This is a genomic window from Pseudomonas kermanshahensis (assembly GCF_014269205.2).
GTDB classification, from domain to species: domain Bacteria; phylum Pseudomonadota; class Gammaproteobacteria; order Pseudomonadales; family Pseudomonadaceae; genus Aquipseudomonas; species Aquipseudomonas kermanshahensis.
In genome coordinates this window covers 3,173,742-3,192,173 of record NZ_JABWRY020000001.1, presented here as the reverse complement: position 1 = coordinate 3,192,173, position 18,432 = coordinate 3,173,742, and the positions used below count along the sequence as shown (strand labels likewise).

Here is an 18,432-nt window from a genome sequence, read left to right as displayed (position 1 = left end):
CGGGTCAAGCGGACTGCGCTGGCTATATGGGCGTTTACCTAGCATTTTTGTCAGTTGTGGGCACTCAGTGAACGGTTCAAGAATGGCGCCATGATCCTGATCGGCATGGAGCTCTGCGTAATGTCAAACAACATTTCCGAAAGCAGTATCGACGCCAAACAGACCTTCCAGGTGCCCTACCTGATCACCAACCAACCCGACGGCTACCTGCCCGACATGCAGGACTTCGGCCTAGAGCGGGCGGGTACTGCTGAAGGTGGCTGGTACAGCCTCTGTCCGCTCAAGGCCGAGCGCGCCTTAGTCGAGGACGAAGTTGTCAGTGCCTGCCTGGTGCACCGTCGCACCGGCGAGCTGACCCGTATCGACTACACCGCGCAGGCCGGCAAGTTGCGGGACACGCAGTGGCTTCAGGACTTTGCCCAGAAGGTCGCCGAGGCCGGCATGCCCATCGCGGTCAACGGCCTTGGCGGCAGCAACGATTTTCCCAGCAGCCACGCGCTGCCGCGCCTGTGGTGCCAAGCCGACTACCGGGCGTTCAGCACCGCGCCGTTCAGCAGCAACCTGGTCCAGGTGCTGGCCTGTAACCATAACTTCCTGCTGGCTCAAGGGCAGACCCTGAGCCTGCAGGTACGCGACCTCAAGACCCAGGCCCTGCACGAGCAGCACCTGTTCACCGCCGAGGCGGACAGCGGCTGGGTGCAGGCCCTGTGCGCGCAGGTCAACCGTGACAGCCGTCTGCTGCGAGCTGGGGTGCCGGGCGCCGACTGCTCGGTGACGCCGGGCGCGGTGAACAACGCGTTCTGGGGCCCGCAGCACGCCGAGCTGTGCGTGACCCTGGCCGAGGTCAACTGGTGGGCCAGTCGCACCCTCGATGACGCGGCGCTGCCTAGCGATAGCACGCTGCAGGCCTGGGTCTATGATGCGTTCTCTCAGCGCCTGCTCGGCCACTTTGCCTGGAGCCCGAGCGACGAGGCGCAACGTGCCAAGGACAAATGGCCGAAGGACTGGGCCGAAGCGCTGGCAAAATCGGATGTGGCGCCCTACTTGCGCGTCAACACGACCAGGTCGATGCTCGAACAGCGCGGCGACGGCCTGCGCATCGTCGTTACCCTGCCGGGTGACGATTATACGGTCGAAGGCCCGCTGCTGGCGTCGGCGTTCAAGGCGCCCGAAGATGCCGTGCTGGTGACCGTGCGCCCCCCCGGCAACGGGGCCTTGCTGCACCACGCGCTGTTTAGGCCCCAGGATTGTGCTGACGATGAAATGCCCAGCAAGCAGGAAACCTGGATACAGGCGCTGGCCAGCTTCATCGAAGCGCAGCAGTGGCCAGAGTTGTGCGTCAAGGACGGCGAGCAGCTGTGGCTACCGCGGCACGCCGAACTGCGGGTCGCGCTGGATAACGTTGGCGACGGGAACGGCTGGAAAGCCGAGGACTATGGGCTGGAACTGCTGAACGCCGATGAATGGCCAAGCGAGGAGGCTGCCGAACCGGCGCAGGTCACCCTCGAGCCGGACGAGGGGCGGACGGGGGTGACCATCAGCTCGCAGGGCGCAGAGCTGGAGTTTCGCTTGGACAAGGCGGCACGCGATAAAGGCTACCGGGTGATGGCGTGTGTGCCGAGGCAGGCAGCGGCCAAGCAACTAAGAGAGGCGTACATCAGCTATGTGGAGGCTTGTGTCAAGGCTCGTATCCCTGTCGCCATCTCGTTTGCCGAAGTCGGTACGTTAACGGCCCTCGCCGCCGCTGCTGCCGTCGTCATCGCCATGGAGTCGACCCCCCATGATTGCCCCGGCGCCATGGGCTTGGCCATCATCGGCACCGCAGCCGTCCTTACCGGAGGCACCGACTTCGTAGACACCGTTGCCGCCCGTGTCGTCGCCATTCGCGCGGATTTCCTCCGCGCGAATGGCGACGTCGCGAATTCCCTCCGCAATGGCGTCCGCCGCGCGGCCGCCGCCGCCGCCGACGCCCGCGACCGGGCCGGCAAAGACGCCTGTGCCGGAAAAACCTACAACAGCGACGCCCAGGGAGCCTACGCCACCGCCTACACCGCCGCCAACGCCGAAGCCGTCGCCGCTACTTACACCAGCGCCAAAGCCGAAACCAAAGCAGACGTTGCCGCTTACGCCACCGCCTACGCCGACGCCTACGCCGCTGCCTACGCCGACGCCTACGCCGCTGCCTACGCCGTCGACGTCGCCGTCGTTAAGCTCGTCTGCACCGCCGCCGACGCCTACACCGCTGCCTACGCCGACGCCAACGCCTACGCATACGCAGCCGCCGGTGCCGCCTACGTCGCCGCCGACGACCACGCCTACGACAACTACGCCGCCGCCGAAGACGACGACGCCTACGCCGCCGCCGCCGTTAAGCTCGTCTACGCCATTGTCGTCGCCCACAAGGAACCCCCTGCAGTGTGGCCAGCCTCGGTCACCGGCGACACCATCACCTGGCAAGGCCCACTGACCGGAACCCTTGTTCAAGGCGGACTACGTCACGCCGCAGGAGAAGACCGCGCAGGTAAAGATGCAGGTCTGGCCGCAGAGCAAGACCGAGCAGTACGAGGTCAAGCTGGAGCTCAAAGACTATCTGCTGCGCACGCTCAGGCGCGAGCAAAACGGCAGAGAGCTGCAGCAGGTCGACTGCGATTACGACGACGACCCGACCCTGGACCGGGTGCTGTGCAGCCTGCGCGAGCTGGACGGCTCGGTGGAGTGCGTGAAGTACCAGCCGTGGCAGGCAAAGTACGCCACACAGAAAGACCAGCGCCCGGGCCTGCCTCGGGTTGCGCTGCACACCCTGGTGCCAGGCGATGGGCAAGAGAACCAGGTGGCGACCTACCGTTACGACGGGGACTTCCTGGCGCCCGACCAGCGGGTCGTCAGCGTCGAGTACGAGAGCGGTGTGCATGCGACCCGGGAGCATCACCTGCTGGTGCACGGCAATGTCATGCACAGCGATCGCCTTGTGCGTTTCGAACTGTTGCGCGGGGTTGCCTCGGGGCAAGACCACTGGCTGGCCTTCTCCACACAAGAGACCGAAGAGGAGAACGACCAACGCAGGGTGACCAAGGGCTACCGCTACACGGGGGTGGGCGATGAGTTCGCCGAACTGCTCCACGGCCTTGAGGCCGGCGCCAACAAAGGCACTGTCAAGCTGAAGCTCGAACGGCAGAAGGCGCTGCGCAAATGGTTCTTTAGACATTCCCAAAGAGCCCACCGACCGAAACTGGCTGCGTGCATCACCCGGATGGTGGCCCATATCCCCCCTGCAGAGCGCGACGCGCTGGGGCGTACGGTGGAGGTGGCGACGCATGGTGAGGACAAGGCTGGCAACGTGCTGTGGCTGCACAAGAGCGACGAGCACCGGCTGTACCGCTGCTATTACACCGAGGCCGGCGGCAACCTGTTCACGCCCAAGGATGTCACGGGGCTGAAGGGTGTGGAGGGCCTCGGCAACCTGCCGGCCCTGAACTGCCCGTTCATCCCGGCGCATGCCTCGTTGCCCGTCATGGCTGAATACCAGTGTGACCCCTTCGGCAATCCCCAGGGCCTGCGCTTGTTCGGTTATAACAAAGTGACGCGTGGCAGTCGGGAGCTGCTGGAGCTGAGCGAGGTGGTGACGGTCGAGGGGGTCAAGGGCACGCTCACTAACGACAGGCTTGACGCCACAGCCACCTGGGCGCTGGCCGACTCGCCTGCCAGGTTGCTGTGGCGCCAGCGCAGCATCGAGATCACCGTGGTCACGCCCAAGGCTACACCGAGCGGGGAAAGCAAGGTCAAGCAGTGGTCGGTCAAGGATACCCAGCGCAGCTACCTGGGCGCGCAGATGTTCAAACTGGAGAGCGTCCAGCATTTCGAAGACAACCCGACCAATGACGGCATCGTGGTACGCGTCACCAGCAGCACCGAGCACGGTAGCGAACTGGTCAGCAATGTGCAGCGCTCACGGCATGGCTGGCGCTGCCTGGGTCGGCTAGAGCCAGGGACGCAAGTGCACTGGCAGTACGATGCGCTGGGGCGGGTGACCCAAGAGAAGCGCTTCCGGCTCAAGAAGGACGCCACCGGCCAGTACCTGAACAAGGACAAGGACCAGCAACCTGACGAGCAGATCGACACCGTGTATTCGCTTGATGGCAAGGTCGCGATGCACACCCATGCGAACCAGGACATAAGCCGCAGCTACCTGGACGGCTTGCAACGGGCCTGGGGGCACGAGTGGCGCAAGCACGGCACCCCGCACTATGTGCCGGTGGCTCAATACAGCCTGCAAGGGCTGGATACGTCGCAGCGAGTGGCCAGTTGCGAGTGGGACTACTTGCCGGGCGGGCAGGCCGTGGTGGCGATGGCCCCGCAGGTGTCGGCCGTGGGGCCGCAAACCTGGGTTAGGGAGCAAGGGGGCCTGGATGGGCCGGGTACACGAGCCCGGCTCGAAGAAGAAAAAGAAGAAGAAGAGGCTGCCAACGCGCAAGTCCCGGCGCCCGATGTGTTCTCGCTTGAACCCTTTGCGGATCAAGACATCTTGAGCAAACGCATCGTCGAAGAGGGCTTCGACGAGCACTCCCTGTACCAGCGCACCCTCGATTACATCTACTGCAAGGACGGCACCTTCGAGCAGGTGGAACACGTGACCGACGGTGCTGGGCAAGCGCAGTTGCAGGTGCGCCAACGCTTCGACGACTCGGGGGCCGTCATCGCTTATGGCCGCACCGTGGGCGGGAAAACCCGCGTGTATAACCTCGAACGCGACGCCGTGGGCCGGGTAACCAAGGTCACGCGCCCCGACCGCTCTACCGTCGAGTACCGCTACCATGGCCTGAGCAACCATGCCACCGAGCTCAAGGTGGACGGCAGGGTGGTGGCGACACAGACGGTGAATAACCCCAGCACCTTGACCTCGCGCACGGTAGGCGGGCGCGCGTACAGCTTCATGGACGATAGCGTGACCTTGCCCGACAAGACCACCCTCACCACCCCGCGCAATGCCGAGGGCCTGCGTTTCAAGGTGGATGATCGCACCCTCTCCAGCCTTACCGAGAACGACGACACACTGACCCTGGCCTCGGCCGCCAGTGACGCCGCGCTGAAGACCGACTGGGCACAGACCTACCGGAGCGCGAGCCTGCCCGGCCGGCAGTGGGTTGCGCAAACCTCGCCGCGCGCCAAGCGCCAGGGCTGCCGCTGGTTGAGCCTGCATGGCCGGCCGCTGGCCTCGCTGCGCGCCGACGGCCACTGGCAGCGCGTGTTCAGCGACGAGCAGGGCCGTGTGCTGCGCACCTGCCAGGACCACGAAGAGGTGGTGTACCGTTACGACGCCCAGGGCCGGCTGCAGTCACGCCAGGCCCAGGCGCTCAAGGCCGGTGGGCAGTGGCAGGTGCTCAGCGCGCATGACGGCTTTGGCCAGGAAGTCACCCGGCGGTTCCTGCACAACGGCAACGAATGCTTCAAGCAGTGCCTGACCTGGCGCGGCGACGGCCGTCTGACCAGCAAGGCGAGCTACGAAAGAGGCACGCTACTGCGCGCCGAGCGCTTCACCTACGATGTGCTCGACCGCCTGCAGCGTTATGAGTGCGAGGCGGACAAGGCCGAGCATTGCCCGCAGGACGCCCACGGCACGGCGGTCAAGGCCCAGGACTTCAGCTGGGACGCGCTGAGCAACCTGACCCGCTGCGTCACCACCGGCTTCGATGGCACGACGCAGACCGAGGAGCTGGCCTATGCGACCAGCGACCCGACCCGGCTGACGCGGATCACCCGCGGCCAGGACCAGCGCGCGCTGGCCTGGAACAGCAATGGCTACCTGACCGACGACGCTGACCACGGCAGGGAACACCGCTTTAGCTATAACGCCGCCGGCCAGCTCGACAAGGTCAGCGACAGCGCCGGCCAGTTGCTGGCCCGCTACGAGTACGACGGCAGCCAGCGCCTGGTGGCGCAGTACCTCAAGGGCGACGAAAGCACCCGTGAGCTGCGCTACAACGGCGATGAACTGATCGGCGAAATCCGCTATGACAAGGCCGGCAAGGTCAGCCAGACCACCAGCCTGTCCAGTGGGCTGGCCCAGTACGATGATAACGAGGTGCGTTGGCTGATCAACGACGCGAACGCGGGCGTCGCCGGGCAATTCAAGGACGGCGCGCTGGAGCTGGCACCGCTGCTGCCGTTCGGCGATGGCAAGGCGCTGGAAGGGCTGGTCGCCGGCTACAACGGCATGCGCCGCGACCCGCTTACCGGGCACTACCACGCCGGCAATGGCTACCGCAGTTATGACCCGACGCTGCGCCGTTATGCCCAGCCGGACTGGCTCAGCCCGTTCGGTGAAGGTGGGCTCAACGACTACGCCCACTGCCCGGACCCGATCAACCTACACGACCCCAGCGGGGCGATCATGCTCAGCCGCTGGGACCAGAATCACCAGCTGGCCACTTACGAACAGGCGCTGCAGGACACGCAGAAGATGAAGGTTGGCAGCCGCTGGCGGGACCTGGCGTTTTCGCTGACGTTGGCCGTGGCGGGCGGCGCGCTGACCGTTTTCAACGGGGGGCTGACGATGGCCATGCTGGCGTTCGTCACGGCGATGAGTGTGGCGTCGTTCGCTTTCGAAGTGGCGTCGGTATTGACGGAGGAATCCAACCCTGGATTGTCCAAGGCGCTGGGCATCGTCTCGGTTGTCACGGGGGCATTGAGTTGTCTGGGCTTCGCCGGGGTGATGAAGTCTGGCTTCAAAGGGCTACAGTTCGCGCACAAGGGGCCCAAGTTGATCGGAAACGGTGCCAAAGTGGGGAGCGCTGCATCGCGTGTTGGACGTGCAGGCTCACGCGTGGGAAGTGCAGGCTCTCGCGTTGGAAGCGCAGGTTCACGCGCTGGACGTGCAGGGCAGATTGCCGATAACGCGCTGGGGAGTCTTTATGTCCCTCGCACGGTGAGTGGTTTTATTGGCCCTCAAAACGTGGGCGCCCTGAGCCGCTTTAAGTACAACTACTTGGACCCCGCGGCGCAGTGGTTGGCTCGGAACGGCCTGAATGGCGCTCGGAAGCGGGCTTGGAGCTACCTGACAGCCCCCGTTGAAATTGCTGAACAACCCACGTCCACCTCGGGTTGGCTAGGGGGAATTGGCAATTATTTTCGCTCGTCGCTCGCGACACCCGGCACGTCGCGGCTCGGCTCGCTCGCAATTTACGTTACCAGCACGACGATTGAGTCCTACATTCTGTATTCGACGATCGACTCCAGCATAAGCCTGGCGCAGAAAAAAGAGGCTACGGTCAGTGCGAGGGGCGGGGGCGGTCATGAACCTGTCAAAGTGCCCAAGCTTCCGTCTTTGAGCATCGTGCAACACGACTTGCCAGTGGCCACGCACGGCGTGCGGTTCTGGTAGTGAGTGTGCCGAGGCCTGGCCATGGGGTACCTGACAAAAGTGCCAGTATCTGGGCGGTGGCAGGCGCAGTAGGCTTTTCCCGTACCCGCGTTTGGGCGCGGGGATAGCATCCACAGACAATGACATTGAGGATCGAAATCATGAGCACAGTAAAAACGGGCAAGCAAGGAACAGTGTGTCAACTCCATGCCACCCAGAAGTTCGGTTTCATCGAAGTCGAGGGCGATGAAGAGGGTGATCAGGTGTACCTGCCGCCCGCGGAGGCTGGGGACCTGAAGCTAAAGTCCAAGGTCAGGTTCAATATCAAGTTGGTGAATGGAGAATATCACGCCACTGATGTGGAGGAGATCAAGTAGGCCGAAGCGTACGCGACCGCGCCCAGCGCCAAGCAGCGAGGGTGCGGTCATTTGGCGGAGTGGCGCAACGCTGGCTGGCTTCGAACAGTACCTGGCACCCTCAATGCTTGTATATGAAGAAATTCCCCTGCTCGAGGCGGCGCTACGCAATTTCACCGCCGATCAAAGCGTGGCGGGCGGACAGCCGAAGGGCAGACGCCGCTGGAGCCTTACAGCGAGTGGCGTTGACAGGCGCATCTAAGGCGCGCTCAGCCGCCTTACGTCCACCACCGGCAGCCCACCGCGCCGCGCTGCCTCCAGGCCTTGCTCGCTGTCCTCGAACACCAGGCAGCGAGCAGGCGGCAGCCCCAGTCGCCGGGCGGCCTCTAGAGGGATAGCAGGATCAGGCTTGGCCTTGCCGACATCGTCGATGGTCACAATGGCGTCGAACAGCTCGGCCAAACCCAGGGCGGCCAGTGAGTTCAAGACAATCTCGCGTGATCCACTGGATGCCACCGCCATGGGCTTCACCCCGGCAAACCGCCTGGCGATGGCAGTCACCTGGCTGATCTCACGCACATGCCGGGAAAGGTTGGCCAGGTAGTGCTGGCGCATCGTCGCCACCACCCTGGGGCGATCCAGCGTGACCTGGTGGCTCTGTTCGAAATGCGTCATCAATTGCGTCTCGCAGAGCCCGCAGCGGGCGGCGTGCCATGCGCTGTCCATCCCCTTGCCAGACGCAGCGAAGCCCGCGCGCCAGGCGCTGGCGTAGGCGGGCAGGCTGTCGATCAGGGTGCCGTCGCAGTCGAAAATCAGGCCTTCGGCGGCCAGCAAGCGTGTTTCCAATGGGGTGTCGAGTGGGTGTTTCATAGCGCGTCGACCTGGCCGGGGTAGCGGGTTTGCAGCACCACGGCGAGGGCGTCCGGGCGCCAGAATTCCTGGTCGAACTCCACGGGCTGGCCGCGCTCGCCGAAGCTCAGGCGTTCCAGGTAGAAACTGCTCGAGCCTGGGGAGACTTGCAGCAGATCGGCCTGAAAGTCGTTCATCGTCTCAGGGTGCATGCACAACTCGCTGCGCGACTGCACGCGGCCGAAACGTTCGCGCAGCAGGGCGGTCAGCGAGGTGTTGAGGTCGGCGTCGAGCAAGCCGGGGCACCAGTCGGCAACCAGCACATTGCACTCGAGCAGCACCGGGCGTTGGTCCACGTAGCGACGGCGCTGCAGGTAAAACACCGGCTCCTCCGCATGCTCCAGGCCCATGCGCTTGGCCAGCCAGGCCCCGGCTGGGCGGCGCTCGGCTTGCAGGCACTCGGTGCGTGGCGTGCGGCCCTGGGTGGCGACGTACTCCATGAAGCCTGTGATGCCGGTTGGGTCGTAGCGGATGCGTGGGGGGCTGACGTACCAGCCGCGGCGGTCCTGGCGGTAGATGACGCCGTCGGTTTCCAGCAATTGCAGTGCCTGGCGCAGGGTCACCCGTGTGCAGCCGAAACGCTCGGCCAGGTCGCGCTCTGCGGGCAGCTTGCTGTCGGCGGGCAGGCAGCCTTTAGCCAGGTCACTGGCCAGTTGATCGCGGATACGCAGGTAATGGGGCTGGCTGGCGCGCCAAGTGGCCTGTGGCTGCGACTCGCTGACGAATGAGGTGCGAAACGGGTTCATGGCACTACCTCGGCGCCTGCAGGCAGGGGCTGTTGCTGGGCCAGCAGTTCGTTGCGCCAGGCCAGCAGGCCGTAGGCGGCCAATACCACGAAGCCGGCGTACAGGGCCGCCGTGAGTTGCAGGTCCTTGAACAGGAACAGCCCGACGTAGGCGCTGTCGAGCACGATCCACAGCCCCCAGCTGGCGACGTATTTGCGTGCCGCCCAGAAGCTGGCCACCAGGCTGAGCGAACTCAGCAGCGCGTCGATCCACGGCGCCGAGGCATCGGTGTAGCGCTGCATGACGGCGCCAAGCAGTACTGCGCCAGCAAGCCCCGCCGCCAGGCTGATGATGGCCTCGCGGCGCGGCAGGCGTTGCACGCCGACCTTGCCGGCGACGCTGTAACCCTGGCTCCAGCGCCACCAGCCGTAACCTTGCAGCACGGCGAAGACCAGTTGCAGCAGCATGTCGCAATACAGCTTCACGTCGAAGAATATCCAGGCGTAGAGCAGCACGGCGACCACGCTTACTGGCCAGCACCAGCGAATACGTTGGGTGGTCAGCCACACGCCGAGGATGTTGAACAGCACGGCGATGATTTCTAACGTTGACATGGGCGCCTCCTCGGCAGCGTCAGTACTGGGGCTTCAAGACCTTGTGCTTGAAGGCACGCTTCTGTTGTTCCGACAACCCTTCGCGCCCCTGATACGGCGCGCTGTACCAGCCGCCATAGGTGGGGTTGGGCAGCAGGAACCAGCGTTCACCCAGCCAGGCGAAGTAGGGGCGGGCCGCGTCGAGCTGGGCCTGCTGGCTGCCGCGGGTGGCCATGAAATCACCGATACTGTCGCCCAGCTGCATCAGCACCCGCGCCTGGGTCCCCACCCAATGACGGCGGCAGGTCTTGTCCGAACCGCTGGCCTGGCAACCGCCAATGGCGGTGCCGGCGGTGAGGATCTGGGCGCTGCTGTCGATGGGGAAGCCGGCGCGGCGCAGGTTTTCCAGGGTTGCCTGCTCCTGGCCTGGTGCTCGGTTGGTCAGGTAGTACGGCGTGATACCACGGCGCGCGGCGGCCTGCAGGAAGCCCACCGCGCCGGGCAGGGCAGGGGCCTTGGCGCGATCGACCCACTGGTACCAGGCGTCGTAGTCATAGGGGCGGTCATTGATGATCGAACGGGCGTTGAGCGGGACGTTATCCAGCAGGGTTTCGTCGATGTCGATGATCAGCGCCGGTGGCAAACCGTTTAGCGCGCGCGGTGCCTGTGCCAGCGCATCCCAGGCGGGGTCGGCCAAGGCCCTGTCGAGGTGCTGGGTGGCACTGGCATACACCTGGCGGAACAGCAGGTCGTGTTCCACCGACGTCTGGGTCCAGAGCACCGCATCGAGCTGGTCGTTAGCGGGCGGGTGCTGCTGGCAACCGGTGAGCAGCGTTGCCAGCAGGGTGGCGATCAGCGAGACGGACCGGGTCATGGCGATTCCTCAGAAATTCACGGTGGCGGACAGGCGAGCGGTGCGCGGCGCACCCTGGAACAGGTAGCCATCCCCCATGTACTCGCCCACATCACGCCAGTAGCGTTTGTCGAAGAGGTTGTCCACGGTCAGGCGCACTACGGTTTCGTAGCCTTCCAGGTCCAGGGTGTAGCGCGCCCCGGCATCGAACACCGTGTACCCGTCGACCTTCACGTTGCCGGCCTGGCTTGCATACTTGCTGGCGCTGTAGCGCAGGCCGCCGAGCAGGGCCAGGCCCTTGATGCTGGCGACACTGTAGTCGGCGTGCAGGCTGGCGCGCACGTTTGGCACGTTGATCGCCTGGTGCCCTTCGTAGCTGTCAGTGCCGCTGTCCTCGACCCGGGCGCGGATGGCCGCGGCACTGGCCGACACCTGCAACTGCTCGGTCAGGTGCCCGCTGGCGGACAGTTCGAGGCCGATGTTTTCCTGGTCGCCTTGCTGCACGTAGGTGAAGCTGCCGTCGCCATTGGGGCGTGAATACTGGTAGGCCTTGCTGATGCGAAACAGCGCGGCGCCGAGGCTCAAGCCCTGCCAGTCACGCTTGGCACCTACCTCCAGTTGCCGTGAAACCGTGGGCGGCAGGATCTCGTCGGCATTGGTGGTGAACCACGCCGCTTCGCCGCCCAGTGACAGGCCTTTGCTGTAGCTGGTGTACAGCGAGATGTCCGGGCGCGGTTTGTAGATCAGTGCCACGTTGGGCAGGAACTCCGAACGTTGGGTATGGCGCGTGGTGTTGCCGTCGATATCGAAGGTTTTTTCGTCCAGCCGCACCTGGCGGCCACCCAGAATGGCCTGCCAGTGTTCGCCGTAGCTCAGCCGGTCGCTGAAGAACAAGCCGTACTGGCGGCTGTCCAGGCGCCGGTAGGTGTGGCCCAGCGGTTCGCTGGTCGGCGCAAAGTCGGGTACCGGCTGGTAGATGTTGGCAGTGCCCACCCATTCGTTGACCGAGTCGCGGCGGTCGACGATACGGCGCAGGGCGCTGCTGCCGACGGTCAGCTCATGCTGCAAAGGGCCGCTGTCGAAGCGCCCGCTCAGTGCCGCCTGAAGCTCGTCGTTGCGGCGGGTATCGTCGGGGTTGCGGAAGTCGTAGACATCGTAGTCGCCCTCGGGGCTGAAGTAGTTGGGCACGGCTGAGCTGGCGCAGCTCGGGGCGCCATAGCAGCCCCAGGCGAAGGCGCTGTAGTCGTCGATCACCACCCGGCTGCGCGAAGCGCTCAAGTTGGCGGTCCAGTTGTCGTCGAAGCGGTACTCGAAGCGGCTGCCAAGGTTGAGCGAATCGATACCCACCGGTTTCGACCAGCGCTGGTCGGCCAGGCGGTCCTTGGGGTCGATGCCGCTGGGCACCACGCTACCACCGAGTAGCTGATAGCCCGGCACCGAGCGCTGTTCGCGGGTCTGGTACTCGGCATCCAGCTGCAGCAGGGCGGCATCGCTGAGGTTCCAGTCCACGGCCAGGGAGGCGAAATCGCGTTTGCCGTCCGAGTTGTCCACGTAGGAGCGTATGTCTTCGTGGGCGAAGTTGGCGCGCACGCCCAGGCGCTGCTCGCTGTCCAGCCAGCCGCCAAGGTCGGTGGCCACATAGCGCTCGCCTGATTCGTTGCTCGCGACGGTGACTGAACGTACGTTCTGCGGGCGCTTGGTGACGTAGTTGACCAGCCCGCCCGGCTCGGAAACGCCACTTTGCAACCCGGAAAGGCCTTTGAGCAGCTCGACCTGCTGTTTGTTTTCCAGCGCGACGTTCTGCTCGCCAGTGATGGTGCTGCCGTTGATCTTGTAGCTGTTGGCGGCGCTGAGGGAAAACCCGCGAACCACGAAGTTTTCGTAGTAACCGATCGGCGCATAGCTTTCGCCGGTCGAGGCGTCGTTGCTGAGCACGTCGCTGAGCAGCCTGGCCTGGCGGTCCTTGAGCAGTTGCTCGGTGAACACCGCAACCGAGGCTGGCGTATCGAGCAGTGGCGCTTCGCCCAGCCCCCCCACCGAGGCTGAGGTGGCTTGGTAGCTGTTGGCTTGGGCGCCCGTCACGGTGATGGCCTCCAGCAGGGTGCTGTCTGCCCAGCCCAGGGCCGGGTTCAATGACAGGCTCAGCAGCCCCAGCGCGAGGCCGTGGCGGTGTTGAAAAGACAAGGATGAAGCCATGAACGAACTCCTGGGTGACCAGCGGTGTGGCACCGAAAATCGGGTAAACCTGTGCTCGCGATGCCGCGCCTATGCAGCGGCGACAGCATCGTTGAGCGGGCGCTTGAAGGGGGTGTAACTTCAGGCCGGCGTTGCTCCGGTGGTCATTGGTAATGCAGGGTCAGCTGCCCATTCCTGCAGCGAGCCGTCATAGATCGAAACGCCCTGGCGCCCCAGGCGCGTCAGGGCCAGGGCAGTGGCGGCTGCGGAAATACCGCCGCCACAGTAGAGGACCAGTGGCTGGGTGCCTTCGACCAATGCTGGGCCGAGTGCGCGGGCCAATGCGTCGGGCGCCAGGTAGCGGCCCTGCTCGTCGAACAGTTGCCGCGCCGGTCGGTTGAGGCTGCCGGGGATATGGCCGCGTCGGGCATAGCGGGTCACCGCGCTGCCCTCGAACAGCCCCTTGGACAGCGCACACACCAGCGTGCCTGGCGCTTGTCCATCGAGTACGGCCAGCACGTCTTCGCGGTTTGCCCAGTACCCTGGATGGACGGTGAGCGACACTGGCGAACCCGCTACACCAGGCTGAGCTTGCTCACCGCGGGCCAAGGGCAGGTTGGCCTGGCGCCAGGCCTTCAGGCCGCCGTCGAGCACCGACGCGGCCACGCCCAGGCTACGCAGCATCCACCACAGGCGTGCAGCCCAAAAACCCTCATGCCGGTCGTAGACCACGATATGCCGTGCCTCGGCGATGCCCAGGCGTGCCAGCGCCGCGGCTGCCTCCGTCGGAGAAGGCAGGGCGAAGCTGTAGCTCGCTGCGGTGTCGGCCAGCTCGCGCGTCAGGTCGGCATGCCGCGCCGTCGGGATATGTTCGGCCAGCCAGGCCGCATGGCCACTGGCGACGCGGTAGTCGCCATCGAACTGGGCGGCGGCCAGTTCCACACTGGCGTCGAGCACCACCAGCCCCGGCTGTTGCAGGGCGTGGTGCAAGGCGTTGGGTGAAATGAGGATGTCGGGCATAGGGGCTCCTGTCAGCGCGCGCGTGCGATGCGGTGCAGATGATCGAGCAGGCGGGTGCCTTCGCTGTTGCCAAACCATTGGCCATGGCCGATCAAAAAATGGTGGTAGGCGATGTCGGCGTTGCTCCGGGACCCGACGATGCCTTGGAAGTAGTCGATTTCGGCGAGGGCGAAATCCACATGGACTAATGGCAGCAGCGCTTTGAGCGTGAGCAGGTCGGCCTGTGTCAGGGGCCGCTGGCTGTGGTAACCGGCCAGCAGTGCTTCGACGGCGTCGAGGTCGGCGGCGGCGCGCCCGCCTGCATCGAGTTCAAGCCAGGGAATGCAATTGCGTTCTACCGCAGTGGCCAGGTCGAACACGGCGAAAGTCCGGTCACTCAAGCCGAAATCAAGGACGCTGCGCACCTGCGTGGCGTCAGCCGATTCGTCCCACAGCAGGTTGGAGGCGTGCCAGTCGTTGTGGGTCCACAGCGCCGGCTGGTGCTGCAGCAGCGGCAGCAGGGCGCGGTGATGGGGCAGGTAGAGTTCGCTCAGGGCCTGCTGCCAGTGTTTGTCTGCGAGGTAGTGAGCCAGTGCGGGCTGCTGCGCCAAGGCCGTTTCGATGGACGACAGCGGCGCGTGGTGGCTGAAGAACCGCAGGTTGGCAATCAATACGGGCGTGCGTCGGGCGCCCGCAGTGAAGCCTTCGGCGGCCAGGTGCAGGCGAGCAAGGGCAACGCCCGCCGCATGGGCGTGCGGCAGGCTGAGGAAGGGTGTCCACGACAGCGCGTCACGGTACAGGTCGTGGCCCTGCGCGCAGGGCAGCACCTCGTAAGTCCATTCACCCAGGGCCACCACGCTGTCGCCGTTGCGGTCGAGCAACGGGGTGACAACGGGCGCGCCACGCTGTTCAAGGTGCTGAACGAAGCGGTGTTCTTCCAGCAGCCAGGCGGGCTGGCGGACACTGCGGTGGTGGCGTTTGACGAACAGCTCGCCCTGGTCTGTGCGCACCTGCGCGGCAGCCGAGAAGGGGCGGGGGCTGTGCCAGTGCAGCGGGCCCACGGTGCCAAGCCGCGGGAAATGGCTCAGTACCGCTTCCACATCCACCTGAGTCAGCGCGGGCCAGTCGGCTTCTACTGGCTGCACGCCCATGCCATGGGCCATGCGCAAGGGCTTGTTCATGCCTGTGGCTCCGGCAGGTAACGGTTACTGGTGGCACCACGCCAAGCGTCGGCGTCGGCCAGTACGCCGTGGTGGTGCAGCCACTGGGCGTAGGGCGCGATCAATTCTTCGCGTTGCTGGCCCCAGCGCTGCTCATGCAGCCAAGTGGGTGCGATGTGCTGTAGCGATTGGCTGAGCAGCGCCCTCGGAAAGTAAGGGGTGGCGGCCTCATAGGCGCCCAACGCGCTTTGCGGGTCAGCGGCCGCCGCGCGAAAGCCACGCTCGGTGGCGGCGAGAAAGGCGCGGGCGATCTCGGGGTTTTCCTCGAACCAGCGTTGCTGCCCGCCCAGCAGGTAGCTGTGATATCGCGGTGCGCCAATGTCATCGACTGGCCAGACCACACGTCGCTCGGCCGCAACCGGGCTGTCCATCAAGGCCTCCCAGGCCCAGTAGCCGCCAAAACTGGCGTCGGCAATGCCTGCCGCCAGGTCTTCCGGGCGCAGTTCGCGCACTTTGCTGTCGACGATGATCACGGCATCCGGGTCGCCGCCATCGGCGGCCACCAGATGGCGCACCATGGCCAGGCCACGGGGCGTGGGGTTGAGCGCCAGGCGTTTGCCAGCCAGGTCCCTGGGGCGGCGAATGCCGAAGTCGGTGAGGGTCTGGATCGATTCAAGGCCCCGATGGTTGATGGCCGCGACACCCAGCAGCGGCTGGCCGAGGCTGCGCCTGACCAGCAAGCGATTGCTGGGAAACACGCCGACATCCGCATCGCCGTTGAGCAGGTGCTCCAACGTGTCGCCATGGAAGGGGTCGGGCACTACCAGTTGCACCGACAAGCCGGCGTCCTGATACCACCCGCGCTCCCTTGCGACGTAGAACCCTGCCGAATTTGGCCAAGGGTGGAAATATTCCAGCATTACCCGTACCGCGTTCATCCTTTCGTGCTCCTTGGTGCCCTCAGGGCTCAGGGAGCAGATTTAACGGGTAGACATCTGGTATATACCAATATCGTTCGGTGCTATTTTTATTCCTTCAGGTAATAAATTGGCCTGCTTTAATTTCTTTTTGGCTGTGGCGCATTCGGTTCATGCAGCCCTTCGTTCGCCCTTGAGCATTTTCCTGTGCGCCTCCATGGCAATGCCCATCTCTTCCAGCTGATCTTTGCCCAGCAGTTTTTTCGCCGTGGGGAACAGCTCGCCTTCCTCTTCTTCGATGTGATGTTCAAGCAGCTCTTTCATCACCTTCACCCGCCCGGCAAATTCCAGGGTGCCGGTTTCGGTATGAAGCAGATCAGGAAGCACCAGCGAATCGACGGTACGGTGTTCTTCCTTGGCTTCGTAATACATCTTCGCCTCTTCCTTGCCGCCGGCTTTCTTGATGGCCGGGTAGAGGATGTCCTCCTCCAGTGCAGTGTGGACTTGCAGCTCCTGCTCGATCCGGTGCAGCAGTTCGGCGCGCTTTTTCACCGCTCGCTCGGTGGTTGAAGACAATTCAGCCAGCAGCTTCTTCACCAATTTATGGTCTTGAATCAACAGGTCGATAGCGTTCATGCAGGCACCTCATGGCGGTCGGGGGAAACACGGATTGCTGGGTACAAACTCATCGGTTCTGTTGCGGTGGACGTGATGGGCGTGCGAATGGTTCAAGTCTTTACCGCATGGTTCGCAGCGCGCAGATGAAGCGGCGAGGCCTGCAACAGCAAGCCTCGTCATGGTCGTCAGAGGATCGGTTTGCCGCCCGTGACGCCGTAGCGTGAACCCGAGATATAACTGGCTTCATCAGAGCCCAGCAAAACGTAGATCGGCGCGACCTCGACCGGTTGCCCTGGCCGCCCCATGGGGTAGCCCGAGCCAAAGTTTCTGACGGCCTCATCCGGCATGGTGGCGGGGATAAGCGGTGTCCAGATCGGGCCTGGCGCCACGCTGTTGACCCGGATGCCTTGCTTCGCCAGCAACTGGGCGAGGCCTGCAGTGAAGTTGGCAATGGCGCCTTTGGTGGCGGCGTAGGCCAACAGGCTGGGTGACGGGTCATCGGAATTGACCGAGCTGGTGTTGATGATCGAGCCGCCCTTCGGCATTGACGGCAATGCCCGTTGGCAGATGCGGAAGATGGCGGTGATGTTGGTGTCGAACGTCTTCACCCATTCCTCATCGTCAATGTCGTCCAGGCTTTCATGGGCCATCTGGAATGCGGCGTTGTTGACCAGGATGTCGATGCGACCGAACTGTTCCACGGTCTTGTCGACAATGGCGTAACAGTGCTGTTTGTGCGCCAGGTCACCGGGTAGCAGGAGGCACTGGCGGCCCGCGGCTTCGACCCAACGCGCGGTTTCTTGCGCATCTTCGTGCTCATCCAGGTAGGCGATGGCAACGTCTGCACCTTCACGCGCATAGGCAATCGCAACGGCCCGACCGATGCCGCTGTCGGCGCCGGTGATCAAGGCGATTTTGCCTTCGAGCCGGTTGTGGCCTGTATAGGTCTGCTCACCACAGTCCGGGTACGGCTCCATCTTGCGCTGCGAACCGGGGACGCTTTGCGGTTGCGAGGGGAATGGCGGAGTAGGGTAGTCGCTCATGGTCGAAGCTCCTGCAGTTGAGAACGGTCATTACTGTTCGAGCGGTGCGAGCAGCCAGCGTTGAAGTGGATGCTGGATTTGAACGACGGACGGCCAGTAAGCCACTTGCAATGAATTTTCGTTGAAGGGATCGCTCTATCGCTGATCAGCAGTGCGCTGTACTCACGATTTTCAGGAGCGTCCCAGTGCCTCGAATCATTACGCCCACCACCTCTGAGCATGAAATCGATCAGCAGAATGCGCGGATGTTCGGTACGCCCAAGGAACGCCTGGATTTCTATCGACGCGAAATCCAGTACGAGACCACTATTCTGGCCAACCGTACCGATGCGTATCTGGCCGCTCAGTCGTTCCTGGTCATTGCCTTCGTGTCTTCGATGAGCAACCTGAACCACAGCTGGGGGGAAATGTTCACGTTGATCGTGCCAGCGTTTCTTGCCCTGCTCGGCGTGTTGAGCTCGTTGAACGCCTGGCCGGGCATCCGCGCAGCGTTCCGGATCATCGAGCACTGGCAGCTGAAGCAGAGCCACTTGCTGCGCAGTGAACCGATGATGGGCCTGGCCTATGATGAATCGCCCTTATTCTGCGAGGCTGAAACGTCCCGGGCCGGGCACCGGAAATCCTTGCTGTTCTCCCTTCGTACGCCTTGGATTTTTCTAGGGTTCTGGGTTTTGCTGGGCAGCTACTCGGTGTATATCCAGCTCGCGTGACGGGCGCGCTGCTTTAA

The 18,432-nt window shown here is 64.2% G+C and carries 14 protein-coding genes; 4 read left to right on the top strand and 10 right to left on the bottom strand.

Translation table 11 applies throughout. The annotated features are described in order from the left end of the window. Positions 1 to 90: 90 nt before the first annotated feature. The 3 genes from HU764_RS27715 (at position 91) to HU764_RS14515 (ending at position 7,734) form a co-directional block, all read left to right on the top strand. Positions 91 to 3,102, top strand: a complete 3,012-nt coding sequence (locus HU764_RS27715) for a hypothetical protein (RefSeq protein WP_225935654.1) — start codon at positions 91 to 93, stop codon at positions 3,100 to 3,102. 148 nt (positions 3,103 to 3,250) lie between these two features. Further along, positions 3,251 to 7,378, top strand: coding sequence for an RHS repeat-associated core domain-containing protein (locus tag HU764_RS27975; protein WP_338109084.1), 4,128 nt, complete (start codon positions 3,251 to 3,253; stop codon positions 7,376 to 7,378). A 140-nt stretch (positions 7,379 to 7,518) separates the two neighbouring features. Then, positions 7,519 to 7,734, top strand: a complete 216-nt coding sequence (locus HU764_RS14515) for a hypothetical protein (RefSeq protein ID WP_186676290.1) — start codon at positions 7,519 to 7,521, stop codon at positions 7,732 to 7,734. Between the two features lie 237 nt (positions 7,735 to 7,971). Here the strand turns inward: HU764_RS14515 and HU764_RS14510 are convergent, their stop codons facing one another. The 10 genes from HU764_RS14510 to HU764_RS14465 all read right to left on the bottom strand — a co-directional run bounded on the left by HU764_RS14510 (position 7,972) and on the right by HU764_RS14465 (position 17,705). Further along, on the bottom strand, positions 7,972 to 8,583 hold the full coding sequence (locus HU764_RS14510; protein WP_186676292.1) for an HAD family hydrolase: 612 nt from the start codon (positions 8,581 to 8,583) through the stop codon (positions 7,972 to 7,974). Then, the gene (locus HU764_RS14505; protein ID WP_186676295.1) at positions 8,580 to 9,368 is read right to left on the bottom strand and encodes a GntR family transcriptional regulator; all 789 of its coding nucleotides are present in this window, start codon (positions 9,366 to 9,368) and stop codon (positions 8,580 to 8,582) included. Before HU764_RS14505 ends, HU764_RS14510 begins: the two co-directional genes overlap by 4 nt. Then, positions 9,365 to 9,961, bottom strand: a complete 597-nt coding sequence (gene pnuC, locus HU764_RS14500) for a nicotinamide riboside transporter PnuC (protein ID WP_186676298.1) — start codon at positions 9,959 to 9,961, stop codon at positions 9,365 to 9,367. Before pnuC ends, HU764_RS14505 begins: the two co-directional genes overlap by 4 nt. 19 nt (positions 9,962 to 9,980) lie before the next feature. Then, positions 9,981 to 10,814, bottom strand: coding sequence for a 5'-nucleotidase, lipoprotein e(P4) family (locus HU764_RS14495; RefSeq protein WP_186702731.1), 834 nt, complete (start codon positions 10,812 to 10,814; stop codon positions 9,981 to 9,983). A 9-nt stretch (positions 10,815 to 10,823) separates the two neighbouring features. Continuing rightward, complete coding sequence (locus HU764_RS14490; RefSeq protein WP_186702730.1) at positions 10,824 to 12,989, bottom strand: TonB-dependent siderophore receptor; 2,166 nt, start codon at positions 12,987 to 12,989, stop codon at positions 10,824 to 10,826. Between the two features lie 120 nt (positions 12,990 to 13,109). Continuing rightward, entirely contained in the window at positions 13,110 to 13,988 is an 879-nt protein-coding gene (locus tag HU764_RS14485) for a sulfurtransferase (RefSeq protein WP_186676305.1), read from the bottom strand. An 11-nt stretch (positions 13,989 to 13,999) separates the two neighbouring features. Next, positions 14,000 to 15,148 carry a phosphotransferase enzyme family protein gene (locus HU764_RS14480; protein WP_186676310.1) on the bottom strand — a complete coding sequence of 383 codons (1,149 nt, stop codon included), beginning with the start codon at positions 15,146 to 15,148 and terminating at the stop codon, positions 14,000 to 14,002. Beyond that, on the bottom strand, positions 15,145 to 16,065 hold the full coding sequence (locus HU764_RS14475) for an ABC transporter substrate-binding protein (RefSeq protein ID WP_027596484.1): 921 nt from the start codon (positions 16,063 to 16,065) through the stop codon (positions 15,145 to 15,147). Before HU764_RS14475 ends, HU764_RS14480 begins: the two co-directional genes overlap by 4 nt. A 150-nt stretch (positions 16,066 to 16,215) precedes the next feature. Next, positions 16,216 to 16,680, bottom strand: coding sequence for a hemerythrin domain-containing protein (locus tag HU764_RS14470; protein WP_186676313.1), 465 nt, complete (start codon positions 16,678 to 16,680; stop codon positions 16,216 to 16,218). A gap of 167 nt (positions 16,681 to 16,847) precedes the next feature. Then, a complete protein-coding gene (locus HU764_RS14465; protein WP_099429576.1) occupies positions 16,848 to 17,705 on the bottom strand; it encodes an SDR family oxidoreductase in 858 nt (285 codons plus the stop codon). A gap of 185 nt (positions 17,706 to 17,890) precedes the next feature. Between HU764_RS14465 and HU764_RS14460 the strand changes: the two genes are divergently transcribed. Then, positions 17,891 to 18,415, top strand: coding sequence for a hypothetical protein (locus HU764_RS14460; RefSeq protein ID WP_186676316.1), 525 nt, complete (start codon positions 17,891 to 17,893; stop codon positions 18,413 to 18,415). The last annotated feature ends 17 nt before the right edge of the window (positions 18,416 to 18,432 follow it).